The 15,146-nt window shown below is 45.6% G+C and carries 10 protein-coding genes; 1 reads left to right on the top strand and 9 read right to left on the bottom strand.

Going from position 1 to position 15,146, the window contains the following annotated elements; all coding sequences use genetic code 11:
* Positions 1–26: 26 nt before the first annotated feature.
* The 4 genes from ACZ5Q0_RS06520 to ACZ5Q0_RS06505 form a co-directional block, all read right to left on the bottom strand.
* Positions 27–2,921 carry an O-antigen ligase family protein gene (locus ACZ5Q0_RS06520; RefSeq protein ID WP_447182274.1) on the bottom strand — a complete coding sequence of 965 codons (2,895 nt, stop codon included), beginning with the start codon at positions 2,919–2,921 and terminating at the stop codon, positions 27–29.
* A 457-nt stretch (positions 2,922–3,378) separates the two neighbouring features.
* Positions 3,379–5,823, bottom strand: coding sequence for an N-acetylmuramoyl-L-alanine amidase (locus ACZ5Q0_RS06515; protein WP_464827276.1), 2,445 nt, complete (start codon positions 5,821–5,823; stop codon positions 3,379–3,381).
* A gap of 535 nt (positions 5,824–6,358) precedes the next feature.
* Entirely contained in the window at positions 6,359–7,537 is a 1,179-nt protein-coding gene (locus ACZ5Q0_RS06510) for an LCP family protein (protein WP_446818829.1), read from the bottom strand.
* A 99-nt stretch (positions 7,538–7,636) separates the two neighbouring features.
* Positions 7,637–8,707 carry a glycosyltransferase family 4 protein gene (locus ACZ5Q0_RS06505; protein ID WP_446818830.1) on the bottom strand — a complete coding sequence of 357 codons (1,071 nt, stop codon included), beginning with the start codon at positions 8,705–8,707 and terminating at the stop codon, positions 7,637–7,639.
* Between the two features lie 524 nt (positions 8,708–9,231).
* Here ACZ5Q0_RS06505 and csaB point away from each other — a divergent pair.
* Positions 9,232–10,305, top strand: a complete 1,074-nt coding sequence (gene csaB, locus ACZ5Q0_RS06500; protein WP_446818831.1) for a polysaccharide pyruvyl transferase CsaB — start codon at positions 9,232–9,234, stop codon at positions 10,303–10,305.
* 224 nt (positions 10,306–10,529) lie between these two features.
* Here the strand turns inward: csaB and ACZ5Q0_RS06495 are convergent, their stop codons facing one another.
* From ACZ5Q0_RS06495 to ACZ5Q0_RS06475, 5 genes are read right to left on the bottom strand one after another with little or no spacing between them, the layout of a single operon-like run.
* Positions 10,530–11,723 (bottom strand): glycosyltransferase, encoded by a 1,194-nt coding sequence (locus tag ACZ5Q0_RS06495; RefSeq protein ID WP_446818832.1) that lies wholly within the window; start codon positions 11,721–11,723, stop codon positions 10,530–10,532.
* Positions 11,724–11,729: 6 nt separating this feature from the next.
* Positions 11,730–12,842, bottom strand: a complete 1,113-nt coding sequence (locus tag ACZ5Q0_RS06490) for a glycosyltransferase family 4 protein (protein ID WP_446818833.1) — start codon at positions 12,840–12,842, stop codon at positions 11,730–11,732.
* Positions 12,835–14,082, bottom strand: coding sequence for an O-antigen ligase family protein (locus tag ACZ5Q0_RS06485; protein WP_446818834.1), 1,248 nt, complete (start codon positions 14,080–14,082; stop codon positions 12,835–12,837). The genes ACZ5Q0_RS06490 and ACZ5Q0_RS06485 overlap by 8 nt, the downstream gene beginning before the upstream one ends.
* Before the next feature lie 24 nt (positions 14,083–14,106).
* Entirely contained in the window at positions 14,107–14,517 is a 411-nt protein-coding gene (locus tag ACZ5Q0_RS06480) for a hypothetical protein (protein ID WP_446818835.1), read from the bottom strand.
* Between the two features lie 4 nt (positions 14,518–14,521).
* Positions 14,522–14,998: a DUF4330 domain-containing protein gene (locus ACZ5Q0_RS06475; protein WP_446818836.1), complete on the bottom strand. Its 477-nt coding sequence runs from the start codon at positions 14,996–14,998 to the stop codon at positions 14,522–14,524.
* Between the last annotated feature and the right edge of the window lie 148 nt (positions 14,999–15,146).

Below are 15,146 nucleotides of genomic sequence, written 5' to 3'. Positions count from 1 at the left end.
TACGCCCTGATTCTTGTAATCTCCCCCTATTTAGACTCGATTAGATAGGTTAACCTGTTCCGGGCCGGTGCACTTAAATTCTGGACCACCACCTGGTATTCATCCATTTTGCCCAGCTTATTTAAAGCGGCCGCATACCAGGTTCTAAGTTCTTCCAAACTGGTACCTTCTACGACTTTCCAATCAACCGGAGTAAAGGTAATATAATCAATCCGGAATACCGTACCTGCCTTGACACTGCCTGTACCCAGGTAAAAATGCCGGTGCGTAACTCCTGAAGGTGCGGTATCAGTAGTTTTGTAAACCTGCCAGCCAGGAGAGGAAGTTTGGTCCTTACCCGTCCAAAACACCAAATCACGCGGCAGGGATTCTTCCCCAGTATGCCAGTGTGACCAAACTGCCAGGGTATTGTGAACATACTGGCCGGCCGGGTTATCTTCTGAATTAAGAACCTTGTAACGCACGGTACAGTTATAACTACTACCTTCCTTAATGGGTATTTCCTTGGCCAGGGTTAACGCACTACTAAAATCAACTTTATCCTTTTTAGCCTCAATCTGGAGGCACTTACCATTTTGTGCTTCGTCATCATCTACTACCGATACTTTCCATTCTTCATTTTCAAAGCGGGTATTCTCAAAATAAGGATCCGCAAATTCCAGAGCTAACAAGTTATGGGCAAATGGTTGTAGTCCGGTAAGGGCTTTTTGGTAATCTCCTAATATATACTGGGCTTTAGCTGTTAGCTGCTGCATCTCAGCCCCTGCTGCCAGCTTTTCTCCCTGCCAGTATTTATGTTCAGGATCTACCCGGGTCAGTTGTCCGGCTAACTGTTCATCTATCTTAATAGCCTCGGCGGCAAACTTTCGCGCTCCTTCATAGTTCTTTAATTCTACAAGCCTTTCCGCAAACTGCAGCAGCAGACTCTTACCGTTAATATATGCTTTGATATCATTAGGATTAGCTTTTATGGTAGCCTTTACATTGCGTAGGGCCCCATCTATATCCCCTGCCATAGCCAGGGTATTAGCCAAAGAGTTGCGGGTCTTTATATCGTAGGGCTTAAGCTTTTCCGCCTTTTCCACCATAGTGTTTAACTGTGACCGCATTTTCATCGCTCCGGCACGGTTACTATCACCTATGGTCAATAAGCCGGCGGCCTGCAGGTAAGCCATATCTCTCCAGTAATCGGCATTTTTAGCATCAAGTTGAGCCGCTTTTTTATAGTAATATAATGCTTCGTTATAGGCTTTCTGTTTAGCGGCCGGATCGCCGGCCGTATTAATAGCTACTCCGGCTTCAGCTCCCTTAAGGCTGCAGTTATAAGCCAGGGCACTGCTCGCTCCCGATACTACCAGAACTAATACTAATCCAGCCGCCAGGCAGACATTAACGGGAGCCATATTAAACCGCTCCTCTTTTTCCTTAAAATGAATGCGGTACTGGGAATTGACCAAGGCTAAAAAGGTCCATAATAAAAAGCACATGGCCGGCAAAGACAAGTCAAAGTCAATAGCCGCATGAGCACCTAAAGCCAGGGCCGCAGAAGTAGTTCCCCAGATTAGTACCCATGTTTCCTGATTTTGACCGGTTGAAGTTTTTCTAAAGGGCTGCAGTTTTCTAATAAACTGCCCTACCAGGAAAATAAAACTCACCCACATGGATAAGAAAGCTAATAAACCAATGGTACCAGCTTCCACCCATACCTGTACAAAATGGTTATGAGTTTCCGTAGTCCAGAAAAGGTAATGTTGGTACTGGTGGTAGAGGGCATTCCATCCCCCGGCACCTGCTCCTACCAAGGGGTAGTCTTTAACAATTGCCAGTCCCCATTTGGCAAAATCAGCCCGGGTAACATAACTCATATCACTGCGGTCAGTTATCTGGGCAAACTCAGTCCCCATTACTGTAGCTACATCCACTTTGTTTCCGGTATATACCAGACCAGCAGCCAGGATACAGATAACCAGGGCCAGTACTACTGCCGGGCTCACTTTCCACCGGGGTAGTAGCAAGCGAACTGCTCCCTCCCAGAGAACCTGTCCCACCAGTATGATGACTATCCCGGCAACTACCAGTCCTAATCCCGCCGCGGGATTATCACCCGTTATAGTAATTACAAAACGGTTGCTTATAATAAAGGCTGCCAGCAAGGATAGCCCTAAAGAATAGACTGTTTTAACCCGGTATATAGCAGGCATACCTATAACCAGCAGTAATCCGCCTATAATTAAAACCAGCCAGGCTCCTTTAGATATGGCACTTAAGGTTACCAGCATCATAATATAGGCAGCTATTCCATAGATCGATTTCATTAGGAATTGTTTTTCCCTGATCCATAGCGAAATACCGATAAGACTTAATATGCCTACATAAGCAGCAGTAGTGTTGTGATACTGAAGGGTTGACATAATATGCTGCCCGTCAAAAGCCCCCGGTATATCAGAATAACCGGTAGCTGCCAGAATACCTATAGCAGCTACACCTACACCAGCTGCTAATAATATTCTCAGTACATTTTCAAATCCATTCAGCTCTTTAACCAGGTCACTGACTATCCAAAAAACCATAAAATAGTTCAGGACTTTAAAGAATCCGTAGGCAGCCTCACCAAAATGTACGGCTCCCAATAGTGACAATAGATAAGCCCCGGCATAAGCTAAAACAGCCCAATCCAGAGGGGTTTTTATGAAGGAATATTCTTTTAAGAATATCTTGCGTGCCCAGACTAGGGCGAATACAGCCCCAGTTATAACATGAGGTATAAACATCTGATGACTGAAAAACAGTCCCCTGAAGAAAGGGGGATAGAATAATAAGAGCCCCATAAGGCTAAACGTAAGTATAAAAAGCCAGGGCGGTTCTTTACGTTCCGCCTGGGCTGATTTAGCTTTATTTTGCTTTCTTTTTTTTTGCGCCATTCAATGTACCCTCCGCCTAAGGTCGAATTTTATGTATTATACTCTATTTTACCGCTGGCCGATTTATTTTACATTATTTAAAATATCCCTACCCACAGCCGTTGGTTCGGGCTAATAGGTTTGATCTATGGTTTATTTTCCCGGTCCTTTGTTTCCTGGTCCCGGTAAAAAGCCCTTACCTTTTGCCCATAAATAAAATTCGTCATAATTATTCTTAATCCTGCATAATCAGGCAAGAACAATTGCCAATATGGTTGATTCCACCAGCTGACAAGCCTTTTTCTCCGTAGTTATGCTTTTTATTTAAACTATAAGTTGGTTAGTCTGCTACGCCACCTGCGACAAGGATATAAGGGGCGCTTTTCGTTGGTTAATCCCTATACAAACAGTACGGCAAAATTAAAAGGCAGGATTAATCCTGCCTTTTGATTTTTAATCTTAACTGGTTATATGTTTATTATTTACCCAGGTAATCTAATATGCCCTGGGCAATGGCCTCGGCAGCCCTTTGTTTGAAAGTATCCTGCTGCAACAGGGTATGTTCCTCCGGATTACTGATAAATACTACCTCAACAAGTGCCGATGGCATGGTGGTATTTCGTAATACCGAGTAGTTAGCCTGCTTAACCCCCCGGTTAGGCCTTCTCAACTTATTGATTAATTGTTCCTGCAAACAGGTAGCTAAGCTTTCCCGCTCATTCTTCTGAATAAAAAGATCCGGATTAGATACAGGAGCATAATAATAGGTCTCGGTTCCCTGCTTAGTAGGATCTGTAAAGGAGTTGTTATGAATAGAAACAAACAACCCCGCACTAAGCCGGTTGGCTATCCGGGCCCGTTCTTCCAAACCCACTGTTGTGTCAGAATCCCGGGTATATTCAACCTCTACTCCACTAGCTTTAAGAATTCTCCCTACCTTCAAGGCTATATCCAGATTAGCATCTTTTTCATACAATGATGGACCACGGGCACCTATCTCACTGCCGCCATGGCCCGGATCCAGGACGACCAGGTTATCACGACGGGCTACCACCTTGTCTTTATTAACCAGCATAATTAATAATTGGTTGGCTTTTTCTCCCTTGCCAAAAGAATATTTACCTAAATCACTGGTATTTATAGTGACGATGGTATATGGTTCAGATCCGGATGCCTCTCTTACTTTTACGGAATCGATAACTGTGCTGTTTCCAAAAGTATAAGCGTCCTGGGCCTGGCCCATTAAGACATGGTCTAATATGATATCCAGTCTATCCTGCTTTTTTTGTACCGAAACATCCGCCGGTACTGCGGTGGTAATGACCAGACGTTCACCAATACTGCCAAAAGTACCCCAATCTACTTTAGATATATAGTTAGGTATGTAAAAAACCTCTTTTTTGCCTCCCAGCTCACTGGAGGTCTGGTATTTTACATCTTTAGGGAATTCGATGCGTACTATGGTGTTGTCCCCTTCATTATCAGCCCGGACCACAAAATCCTGCCCTTCCAGGCTTTCTTTATAAGAATAAGGATGTTGGATATTACGGTCCTCTACTTTGTATATAACTAAACCAGGTTTTTCTTCAATTTTGGCTTTTATAATGAAACTAGCCCCTATTTCCACTTTGATACCTTGGTCATTTTTGGCAGCTAATACCCTCACTACATCCATCCGGGGTGGTTCTGGCTCTGGATCCGGTTCCACCGGGTCAGGATCAAGAGGCGGCTGATCATCCGGTTCGGTTTGGCCAGGCGTAGGAATTGGTTCATTAGCTTCCCAGGCAACATCTACTACCCAACCGGCTACCCAACCCGTACGTCCGCCACGACTGACCTGGTACCAGCCATCTTTTTCCGCTACAACTGCCATCTTCTCCCCGGCCCCAACCTGGCCTAACGGCTCGTAACTGGTAGCCGGACCACTGCGTAGGTTAACTGTACCCTCAGGCACGGTTACTAAGGCCGGTTTCCCCGGGGTAGGCCCGGGAGAAGAAGGAGAAGTAATCAATATGGTACGGGTGGACGGGTTCCAATCCACACTACCACCTAATGCTTCCCCAACAAAACGCAGGGGAGCCAAAGTCCGATCATGAACAATTTTGGCCGGTACATCTAATTGCCATACCTGGCCGTTTACCGTGGGACGGGTTGATCCCAGCGGCAGTATTACATTAGTAGTCCCCCGTTGTGCTACCACTGTACGGGTAGCATTATTCCAATTCACCTGGGCCCCCATAGCCTCAAATATAGCTCGCAGGGGTACCAGGGTGCGATCATTTTCTATAATAGGTGCTACTCCATCAAAAGTTAAAACACGGTTGTCCAGCCAAACTACCGGAGCAGCTGTACCGCTGGTTGATCCAGGGGTAGGTGTCGGAGCAGGTACTGGGGTAGGTGTCGGAGTTGGAGTTGAACCAGCCTCCACCTCTTTAACTAACCAGCCGGCTACCCATGCTTTGCTTCCATCCGCCAGTTGAATCTGGCACCAATCAACTTCCCGGGAAATCAAAGGATAGAGGGCTTTATCTTCTATCTGCCCTACTAAACTGTGGCTGGTCCCCGGCCCGCTGCGTACATTAATAGGCCCGGAAACAACCTGCACCTGCTTCTGAATCTCCTGAACAGGCTGTACTGGCTGCACGGGCTGCACCGGAGTAGTAGATTCCGGGGCACTGGTATTTATAAGTGAATCGGCTACCCAACCAGTTACTGAACCATACTGTATTTTACACCAGCCGTTTTTCTGTTCTTGAACAGTTACCTCAGTATCCTGGTAGATGGTACCCACAATATCAAAAGTGGTCCCCGGTCCGGAACGGATGTTTACCACACTACCACTGATAACCCCGGTAGCTGCCTGGGCCGGTGCCACTGATAGGCCGATTAAGATAACTACCAGACAGGCTATCAGCAATGGCATAAGGCAATATGATGACAAAATACGACGCTGCATAAATTAATCTTCCCTTTCCATACTTGTTTGGCTCCTATTGATTAAATAATCTTGGGCTACCCCTCCACTTTTGGAAAACCAGTCCAACCTTCATACCATAATACTACATAAAACGTGTCGAGCTTACACGAACTAGATATTTTTTTCTAGAAAAAACATCTTTATTTAGACGTTCACCAGCTACCATCTGCTCCTGGTAATCTATCCCACATGTTTTCGACCGGGCCATACTTGGCAATAGTTAAGTTGTTTGGTCATACCAGTTGCCCGGTTCACATTTAAAACCCACCCCAGATTATTAATAAACTAACTATTATCAGCTGTAATTAATAATCACTATGAAAATTCTTTAACTTTGGGATCAATTAGCCCTTGTGAATTCTTCAGAAAATACTAAAGCTGCCTCTAGGGCAGCTCAGGTATAAACTATAAAATGATCACCCACTACTGATTATATTTAGTCCTAATCTGGTGTGAAGCCAAGGGACCGTCCCCCTGCTTCCTAAATATATCCTTCTGGTCCAGTGGCATCCATTTCCGTCGCGGGGTCATCATGCCCCGGACTGGGCAGTCCGGGCTGTGGTCCATCAGAACCGGATTTATCATGGTTTGATTCATTCTGTGGTCCCGTGTGGCTATCCTGGTTCTGGTCCCTATCCTGATCAATATCATCATCAGCTTGCTCTTGATTTTCCTTATCTGCTTCATTTGCATCCTGTACTTTAGCCCGGGGAGGATTGGACGGATACGGTGAGGACTGGATAACAGCTACTGCCTTACCAGCAAACATATTATCAATAAGTTTTACCGCCTCATCCCGATCAGCGATCCAGTAACTCTGAATTAAATTCCCCTCATTATCGTGTTCATTATAGAAGTAGCCGGGTAAAGTCTGAGTAATAATAGAATCACTGTTAAAGCCAGGGGCCCAGCTAGCCATACGCAGCATATCAGTTAACTTAAGATTAGTATCTACATATTTGTTAAGCTGTTTTATGATACGGGGCAATTTGGTAATAGTTTTAGGTTGTAAAACCTCCCCGGCCAGTGCTTTGAGAAATACCTGCTGCTGCTGGGTCCGTTCTATATCGCCCATGGCATAATCACGGAAACGAACAAAGCCCAGGGCATCATGACCATTTAATTTCTGGGTACCAGGATGCAAATCAATTCCCTCGTAAGGCTTGTACATACGCTGGGGAACCGCAATACTAACTCCTCCCAGGGTGTCAATAATCTTTTCAAAGCCCTTAAAATCCATTTGTACATAGTAATCAATCTTGGTTCCGATCAGATCTTCTACCAGAGAAACAGAATACTCCGGGCCGCCTACATAATTAGCTGTACATATCTTTTCATTAGGACTGCCTTTTACCTTAACCCGAGTATCGCGGGGAATGGATACTATGGCTGCTTTATCAAGATGCGGATCCACTGAAACCAGAATCATGGTATCAGAGCGGGAATGTTTCTCTCCGGGACGGGCATCTACTCCCAGTACCAGGATATTAGTTCTTTCTCCATCCTGACGGGCCATAACTTCTTCTTCCTTTTGTTCAGGCTCTGGTACTTCGGCTGAACTACGCTGTACCAGAGCAGTCAGACCAGCCCCAGCCCCAAAACAGATGCCAAAAATCAGGCCGGCTACCAGCATGAATTTAAAATATGATATTCTTGGCATGATTACCTTCCCCTTTACCCGATCCTCTCCCCAGGATCCGGGCTGATATAGAATACTATTCCCCTGCTTACGCCATTGCTAACTACTTGTCTTCATTATCTAAAGCTCTACATTTCTGGTTTTAACTGGTTTAGCCATCTGCGGATTAACCGTATGATCACCGCTAACCATACCGATCTTCCGGGCTCCCAGTATGACTATCAACAGTAATATCGCCAGCACCAGAGTAGCTTTGGGACTAGTTATAAAAGTAAGTGCTACCGCTACCGCACTGAAGAAAGCACTGATACCGTAAATAATAAATACACTGCGGCGATGACTCATCCCCATAGCCATTAATCGATGGTGCAGGTGATCTTTATCAGGTCGGAAAATCGGGGCTTTATTGTGTATCCGGCGAATAATAGCAAAAAAAGTATCAAAAATGGGTATCCCTAATATAACAATTGGTATAAACAGGGAAATTAAAGCAGCGCTTTTGGCCGTACCTAATATCGCCAGACAGGCCAGCAAAAACCCTAACAAGTTAGAACCACTATCTCCCATAAAAGTACGGGCCGGATAAAAATTATAGGGTAAAAATCCCAAAATAGCAGCTACTAGTACGAATGCAGCTAAAGCTACTGCCGACTGCCCCTGTAACAAAGCTACTATACCTAAAGAAATGGCCGCAATTCCCGATACCCCAGCTGCCAATCCATCTAAACCATCGATTAAGTTTACCGCATTAGTAACTCCTACTATCCACAACATGGTTACCGGAATACTTAATAAACCCAGATCTATAAAACCGTCAAAGGGGTTAGTCATAAACTGTACTACTACGCCAAAATATATGGCTACTACTGCTGCTATGATCTGTCCTACCAGTTTAACCCAGGCTGATAACTGCCAAATGTCATCCAGCAAACCAACTACGAATATAATTATCGCTCCGTAAATCATTCCTAAAAACGGTCCGGAGACCCTAACAACGCAAGTCATTACTAGTATAAAGGCCAGAAAAATAGCCATTCCCCCCATCCGGGGCATAGGCTTAGCATGTACTTTTCGCTGATTGGGTCGGTCGATAGCCCCCAGGCGAAAAGCTAACTTTATCACCAACGGCATAGAAACCAGGGCTACGACAAAAGCTGACACCAGAGCTATGCCATTGATATATGCGGGCATAATTCAACAAACCCCCCCAATTTTAAATACTAGCATCATTTTATCACCGGCCCCAGGGCTTGTCTATATGGCAAACAAAGGATATCCCGGGAAAAAGGAGGCCCGAGACGGGTAAAATTACCTAAATTTTGCCCCGGGAAATCCATAAAAAAATGCGAATTAGTTCATAAAAAACGACCTTTACCGACTTAATACGCTTAAAAATTAAATCACCTTACACTAATAAATAACATGATGATCTATTGGGGCTAATGCTCTCATACCCATCAAGGGTGAGTTAGGTTAGAAAACCCTTGGGGGGGCTCCTTAGTTTAAGTAAATTCAAAGTTAACCGCTTTCATCTCCTTAGTACAAGCAGGAGGATTTAGGACTTTTAACCGAACCGGCCCGGAAATGAGCAGAGTTTTTTTAAACTAAAACTGGCTCTGCCCGGATTTATCACCGGGCTTTTAGGAGATAATATTGCCTTCCCGGTGGGTGAGAGTCTATAATTAATAAGATTAACCTGTATAGGAGTTTTTCCAATGAAGATCGCCCTTTCAGGGTACTATGGTTTTGACAATGCTGGTGATGAAGCCCTTTTGTCGGCTATCACCTCTACCATAAAGCGTCTGGAACCATCCGCCAATTTTGTGGTGTTATCAGGCTATCCTGGTAAGACCGCCCGTTTACATGGGTTGCGAGCCGTTAACCGGATTAATCCATTTTCAGTTACCCGGGAAATACGGGGATCAGATTTACTCATAAGCGGTGGAGGCAGCCTTTTTCAGGATGTTACCGGTCCTTTTTCCCTGCCCTATTATATAAGCATAGTAGCCCTGGCCAAACTCCTGCGCAAACCAGTTATCTTCTATGCCCAGGGAGTAGGTCCTATTAACCGCAGGTATAGTAAGCTGCTTATGCGCTGGATAGCTAACCAGGTAGATATAATTACATTACGGGATGATGACTCTTTACAACTATTGCAGCGTATTGGCGTTACTCGCCCGCCCACCCTGGTTACCGCCGATCCGGTATTTACCCTGCAGCCGGGAGAGCAGGATGAACACACTATGAAAAAGCTCCTGGAGCAGGTCGGGATACATTCTTCCTCCCTGGTAGGAGTATCAGTGCGACAGTGGACACCCCTGGAGGGGTACCAAACCCGGCTGGCTTCCCTACTGGATCGTTTGGTACGGACTGGCCTTCAGGTGGTTTTTATCCCTATGGAGTATCCGGCCGATATCGCCGAATCAGTCAAAGTCAGCCATTTAATGCAGGAAAAATCCCTGGTACTAGACCGGCAGTTTTCCAGTCAGGAACATTTGGCCCTGATAAGTCATCTTCATCTTATGATCGGGATGCGTTTACACTCCTTAATCTTTGCGGCCAGCCAGCAGATACCTTTTCTGGGTATTTCCTATGACCCGAAGATTGATGCTTTTCTTAAATTATTCAATCTTAAGCCTTTAGATGGGGATGTTGACCAGATGTATATGCAGGTAGAAGGTTTACTCCAGGACCGAATACAGCTGGAAAAGATGCGGGCTACCGCCGGGCAGTTCCGGGAAAAAGCCGAACAAACCGCCCGCCTGGCCTTATCCTTGATAAAGAAATAGCCGTCCTGTACCAATGCTGCATTTTTTACACCTTATCCACAGGCGTAAAAAATTAGCATCTTTAATAGGACGGCTACCGGTTCGATTAAATCCGGTTTAGCTTACCTCTTTCCCGTCTTGTCCCAGTTAACACTTTGCTTAAGTCGTTTTTACCTTCCGGAACCAAATTCTACTGATTAATGCTTTTTCGGCATTAAATATCATAACTGTTCAGCCCCCTTAACTTAACGGTTCTGACCAGAAAAATCCCGGCGCTTTTTATCCAGGTGCACCGCTATGATATGTTCCATTTCTTCCACTCGCTTTTCCCAGGAGTTTTCCTCAGACAGGGCCAAACGGTGAGCCTGCTTTTCCGGAGTATCATCCAGGGCCCGTTCGATAGCCTGGATAAATCCTTCTTGGCCTGTGCCAATTTCTACTACACCGGCAAATATATCCATCTCCGGCATAGGGGTAGATACAATGGGCTTGCCCGAAGCCAGGTATTCGTAGAATTTTAAGGGGTTTACTGCATAAGATAATGGTCCCGACCGGAAAGGGTTTAAGCATACATCAAATTTCTTCAGATAAGCTGGTAACTCTTCTTTGGAACGTCCCCCTACAAAATGCACATTGGGAAGCCCCTCAAAAGCAGATATATCTGCATCGATCTCTACCGGTCCCACCATAACTATGGACCACTCTGGCCGGGCCAGGGCCACCTGATAAATAAGGTCCAAATCAATCCATTCCTTGATACGGCCAATAAAACCAAGTACCGGCGGTGTAAGGGAGGCCACATCCTCAGCTATCTTCTGGTCACTATCTAAAGCCTGGGCAAAAAGGGCTACATCAGCAGCATTGCGCAGCATATATATCTGGTCGGTAAATTGCTTTTTATCATTATAAAGAGGCTGGGCAGTAGTAAACACCACGTCAGAACAGCGAAGCAGACCTATTTCCATTTCCCGGACTACCCGGGGATCAAATCCCTGAAAAGCCGAGTGTTCATCCACACAATCGTACACCACCATCTTTTCCCCCAGCCGGCCTACCATATCAACCGTATTAGGCAGGTAAGTCAGCAGCACAGGGTCTTTAAATCCCAGCTTTTTACATGCCCGGCGCAGCGACCAGGCCATTAATTTTTGATTAATACGGTTAAAAAAGCGGTAGCGATTAGCCAGCGGCAGCAGCAGTGGAGGAGAGAAAAGCCATAAATTAGGCTTCAAGGGTCGGATGCCCTGACGCCACCATCTCCATTTATACCACAAGGAATGGTCTTTTAAAGGAGACAGGAAGCTTAAGGGAGCCTCCACATAAAGGATTCGATTGGAGGCAGTCATACGCCAGACTAACTGCTGGGTACGGGCCCATAATGGTTCAAAATCTACCCCGGCAATACAAACTATATCCTGATTGTCAAGCCTTTGTGTCATTATTACTCACACCAATTCTGCATATATTTGTTCTACCTGCTGGGCCATATTTTTCAGGGTGAAATTTTTGATCTTCTCCTGTCCGCCGTCCTTTAACCGTTCAGCCCTCTGTTCATCCTTTAGCAAAGCTAGAATAGCCCCGGCCAGGGCAGAAGGATCACGGGGCGGCACCAGGATTCCATCTTTCCCGTCTTCGATTATTTCCAGGATACCTCCGATGGCACTGGCCACAACCGGTACCCTAAAATACATGGCTTCCAGTATAACTAAACCCAGACCCTCCATTATCGAAGGCACACACAGCAGATCAGAAACCCCATATATATCCTCGATCGGTGTATAGTAACCCGGCATTCTTACCCGCTCATTAAGCCCCAGCTCATTTACCAACCTGGTTATATTACCCCTTTCAGGTCCTTCCCCAATAATTAAAAACTGCACTCCGGGGTAACGATCCAGCACCTGACGGGCAGCCCGCAGGAAGTACTCATGTCCCTTGACCGGGTGGAGTCGGGCTACCATAGTTATGATTTTTAGATTGGGATTTAGCCCCAGTAAATCCTGCATCTGTTCTGGTGGACGCGGGGATACGAATTTGGAAGTATCCAAGCCATTATGTATAACCTCTATTCGTTCCGGAGCCACCTGCATAGACTCTATTTCCTGGCGAATGGCATCAGATATAGCTATAAACCGATCTGTATAGCGGTTGGTCAGCTTAGTAAGAAAACGGGCGAAAACCGCCTTAAACCAGGTATCATAATCATAGCGCAACACACTATGTACGGTAGTTACTACCGGAACCCCCAGACTGTGCCCGGCAATCCTGGCCACCAGGTTGGCCCGCACCCCATGAGTGTGCACGATATCAACTGTATGATCAAAGATATAATCCTGCACCGGCCCTACCGTAGTTATATCCAGTTTGTTACGCATAGGGATAAGCTGGGCCGGGAAACCTTCTTTACGGGCTACTTCAACAAAAGGACCCGGGCATAGGCAAATCAAGTGTGGTTCATATCGGCTCTTATCCAGGAGCCTCATTAAAGTAAGAACCAACTCTTCTGCACCACCTATTTCTCCCCCACCTATGACATGAAGAACTCTGGTTTTAACCATTTCCTTTCTCCTCCACCTTTTCCGGTTCCACCAGCGGTAGGGCTACCAGAACCCCCAGGAAAAACCAGAAGTAGGTTGCCATCAAGGGGAATTCAAACATGTTTTCCACAAAATTATGCCCTAAAACAGCCACTAAACCAACAAAGATACCGGTTCCCAGTATATGCAGGTACCGGTCATTGATCTGTTCCAGCGATCGTCTTCCTACCCGCAGGGCTGACAATATCAGATATAAAAATGCACTGAGACCTACTATTCCCATTTCGGTAGCTATTTTAAGATAAAAATTATCCACACTATAGGCAGATCCGGGGAAATTAGCAATAGCAACTCCCCCTCCAAAACGCCCTAATCCTAAACCGGTAGTCGGTTCTCCTTGCCAGTATTCTACCGCCTGAGTCCAGCGGGCAATCCTTCCTCCCGTTTCACTGGAAGCAACGTACTGGGGGCTTAACATATAAGCCATCCGGTTATATACCGATGGTACTGCCACCGGGGTCAACATAGCCAGAACTACCAACACCAGAATAATCCTTTTATCCAGCCATAGACCCAGCAGGATAAAAGCGAAGAAAAACACCAGCCAGGCTCCCCGGGACAAGGTAAAAACCAGGCAAAGCAATAAAATACCGCTTACCCCGAGATAAATCCGTTTTTTCAGCCAGTTCTGGGTCGCCATGAAAGAAGCAAAGGCGATACTGATTTGTAATATGAGAAAACTCCCCAGCACATTAGGACTGCCTATAAAGGAAAAAGCCCGAGTACGTATGCCGGCTTCCGCCTGGTCCACCCAGGTAGATGGAATCTCTACCCCGGTGATGTACTGGTAAATACCATATAAAGCCACGATAACTCCCACCACCAGGAATATATCACAGAGATTCTTCACCTGCTGCCGGCCACTAACCAGGTTGACAGCTACAAAAAACCAGAAGGTATATTCCAGTAAGGCCCTTAATTCCATAATAGCTATAGCAGTCTCTTGGGTTTTAATGAGATATATAAAAAATACCGTCCCATAAAATATCAACAAGGGTAATAAAAGTTTACCCCCATGAGGCTTGATCCCCTTTAGGGCTACCAATAGAATCCATAGGCCGACAATGGCTATGAATAGCAATTCATCCCATAAACTGGCCATAACAGCCGGACCGTGAGAGCGCAGCCCATAATCAATTAAAACATAAGCCGTGACTATATATAATAAAAAGCGTTGCAGGTTTTCCAGTTTTGTTTCCACAAGGCATCTCCTCTGCCATTACAATTATTCTGTACGTATCCACCATTTGAACAGCCGGTAAATTAGGGTTCCCTTCCCAATGCCGGGAGCCTTAACCAGCAGGGGTATAACTATGGCTAAAAAGGCTATAACCAGGCTGGCTGGTACATTAGCCTCCGGGTTGATAATTATATCAGTAATAAAATAGAAAAATACCAGCAGCCCGATAAACCCTACCGGGTTTTGTATCAGGTAGCTGGAAGAAGCTAACCGGTTTATAGGTTGCCCTATACGATACAGGCCCTTTACTAGTGCCTGTACTAACCAGGCACTGCCCCGGTAAAACCAGGATCCCGCAAAAACCTGGGAACGGTCTGCCGGGGGGGCAAATAACCACCCTAAAAACCAGCTTCCCGCCAGAATTTTAAATACAAAACTATGCTGAGTATATCCCATAGGCCTACTCCTTGATCTTAATTTCCAAAATTTCCCCCTGGACTTCGAATATCTCCGTTTTAACAATAAATTTATCCAGCCCTGCTCTAACCTGCTGCCCAGCCAGGTATAGCTCGGCACCAGTATTGGAAATAGGACCTTCCAGGGTTAAATAAATATCCTTGCGAAATGGGTGTTTTTGCAAGATCAACTCTCCATCCGCCCGGGTGTCAGTATCACGGGCCGTTTCGATACGTAACTCGGTAACTTTTACCGGCTGCACCTGACCGCGAGCTACCAGTTGATCGCCTACTTTAATCTGTTCTGCTACTTCTGGACGTACATAAGGGCATATTACCTTAACTTCGGCGGTGCGTGTCACAGCCGGATCTGCATTTCTATCCCGGTAAAAATACCCCAGGGCTACTACCACAATTAAAAGCAAAACCACCAGGTCGATAATATTAATTATTCCGAATAGCCTACCTTTATCATCAATCACCGGTACTCCTCCTTGGCCGATCCATTTATTCTCTAGTATCATATAGCAAATTAGCTGCCCCCGCAACCTTCAGGCGGGATTATAAGCAACCAGATAAAATTTTTTTAATCCCTGATCAGGCTAGAATTGGTACTCCCCCATTACCCTG

This window comes from Syntrophomonas erecta subsp. sporosyntropha (genome assembly GCF_055395365.1).
Note: the sequence above shows the minus strand (reverse complement) of the source record. Positions and strands in the feature narration are given on the sequence as shown.

Bases quoted from the DNA above. Each gene is read 5' to 3' on its own strand.
- ACZ5Q0_RS06515 (WP_464827276.1), bottom strand. From the start codon at position 5,823: ATGCCATTGCTGATAGCCTGTCTGGTAGTTATCTTAATCGGCCTATCA.
- ACZ5Q0_RS06505 (WP_446818830.1), bottom strand. From the start codon at position 8,707: ATGCCCGCATATATCAATGGCATAGCTCTGGTGTCAGCTTTTGTCGTA.
- ACZ5Q0_RS06510 (WP_446818829.1), bottom strand. From the start codon at position 7,537: ATGCCAAGAATATCATATTTTAAATTCATGCTGGTAGCCGGCCTGATT.
- ACZ5Q0_RS06480 (WP_446818835.1), bottom strand. From the start codon at position 14,517: ATGGGATATACTCAGCATAGTTTTGTATTTAAAATTCTGGCGGGAAGC.
- ACZ5Q0_RS06495 (WP_446818832.1), bottom strand. From the start codon at position 11,723: ATGACACAAAGGCTTGACAATCAGGATATAGTTTGTATTGCCGGGGTA.
- ACZ5Q0_RS06490 (WP_446818833.1), bottom strand. From the start codon at position 12,842: ATGGTTAAAACCAGAGTTCTTCATGTCATAGGTGGGGGAGAAATAGGT.
- ACZ5Q0_RS06520 (WP_447182274.1), bottom strand. From the start codon at position 2,921: ATGGCGCAAAAAAAAAGAAAGCAAAATAAAGCTAAATCAGCCCAGGCG.
- csaB (WP_446818831.1), top strand. From the start codon at position 9,232: ATGAAGATCGCCCTTTCAGGGTACTATGGTTTTGACAATGCTGGTGAT.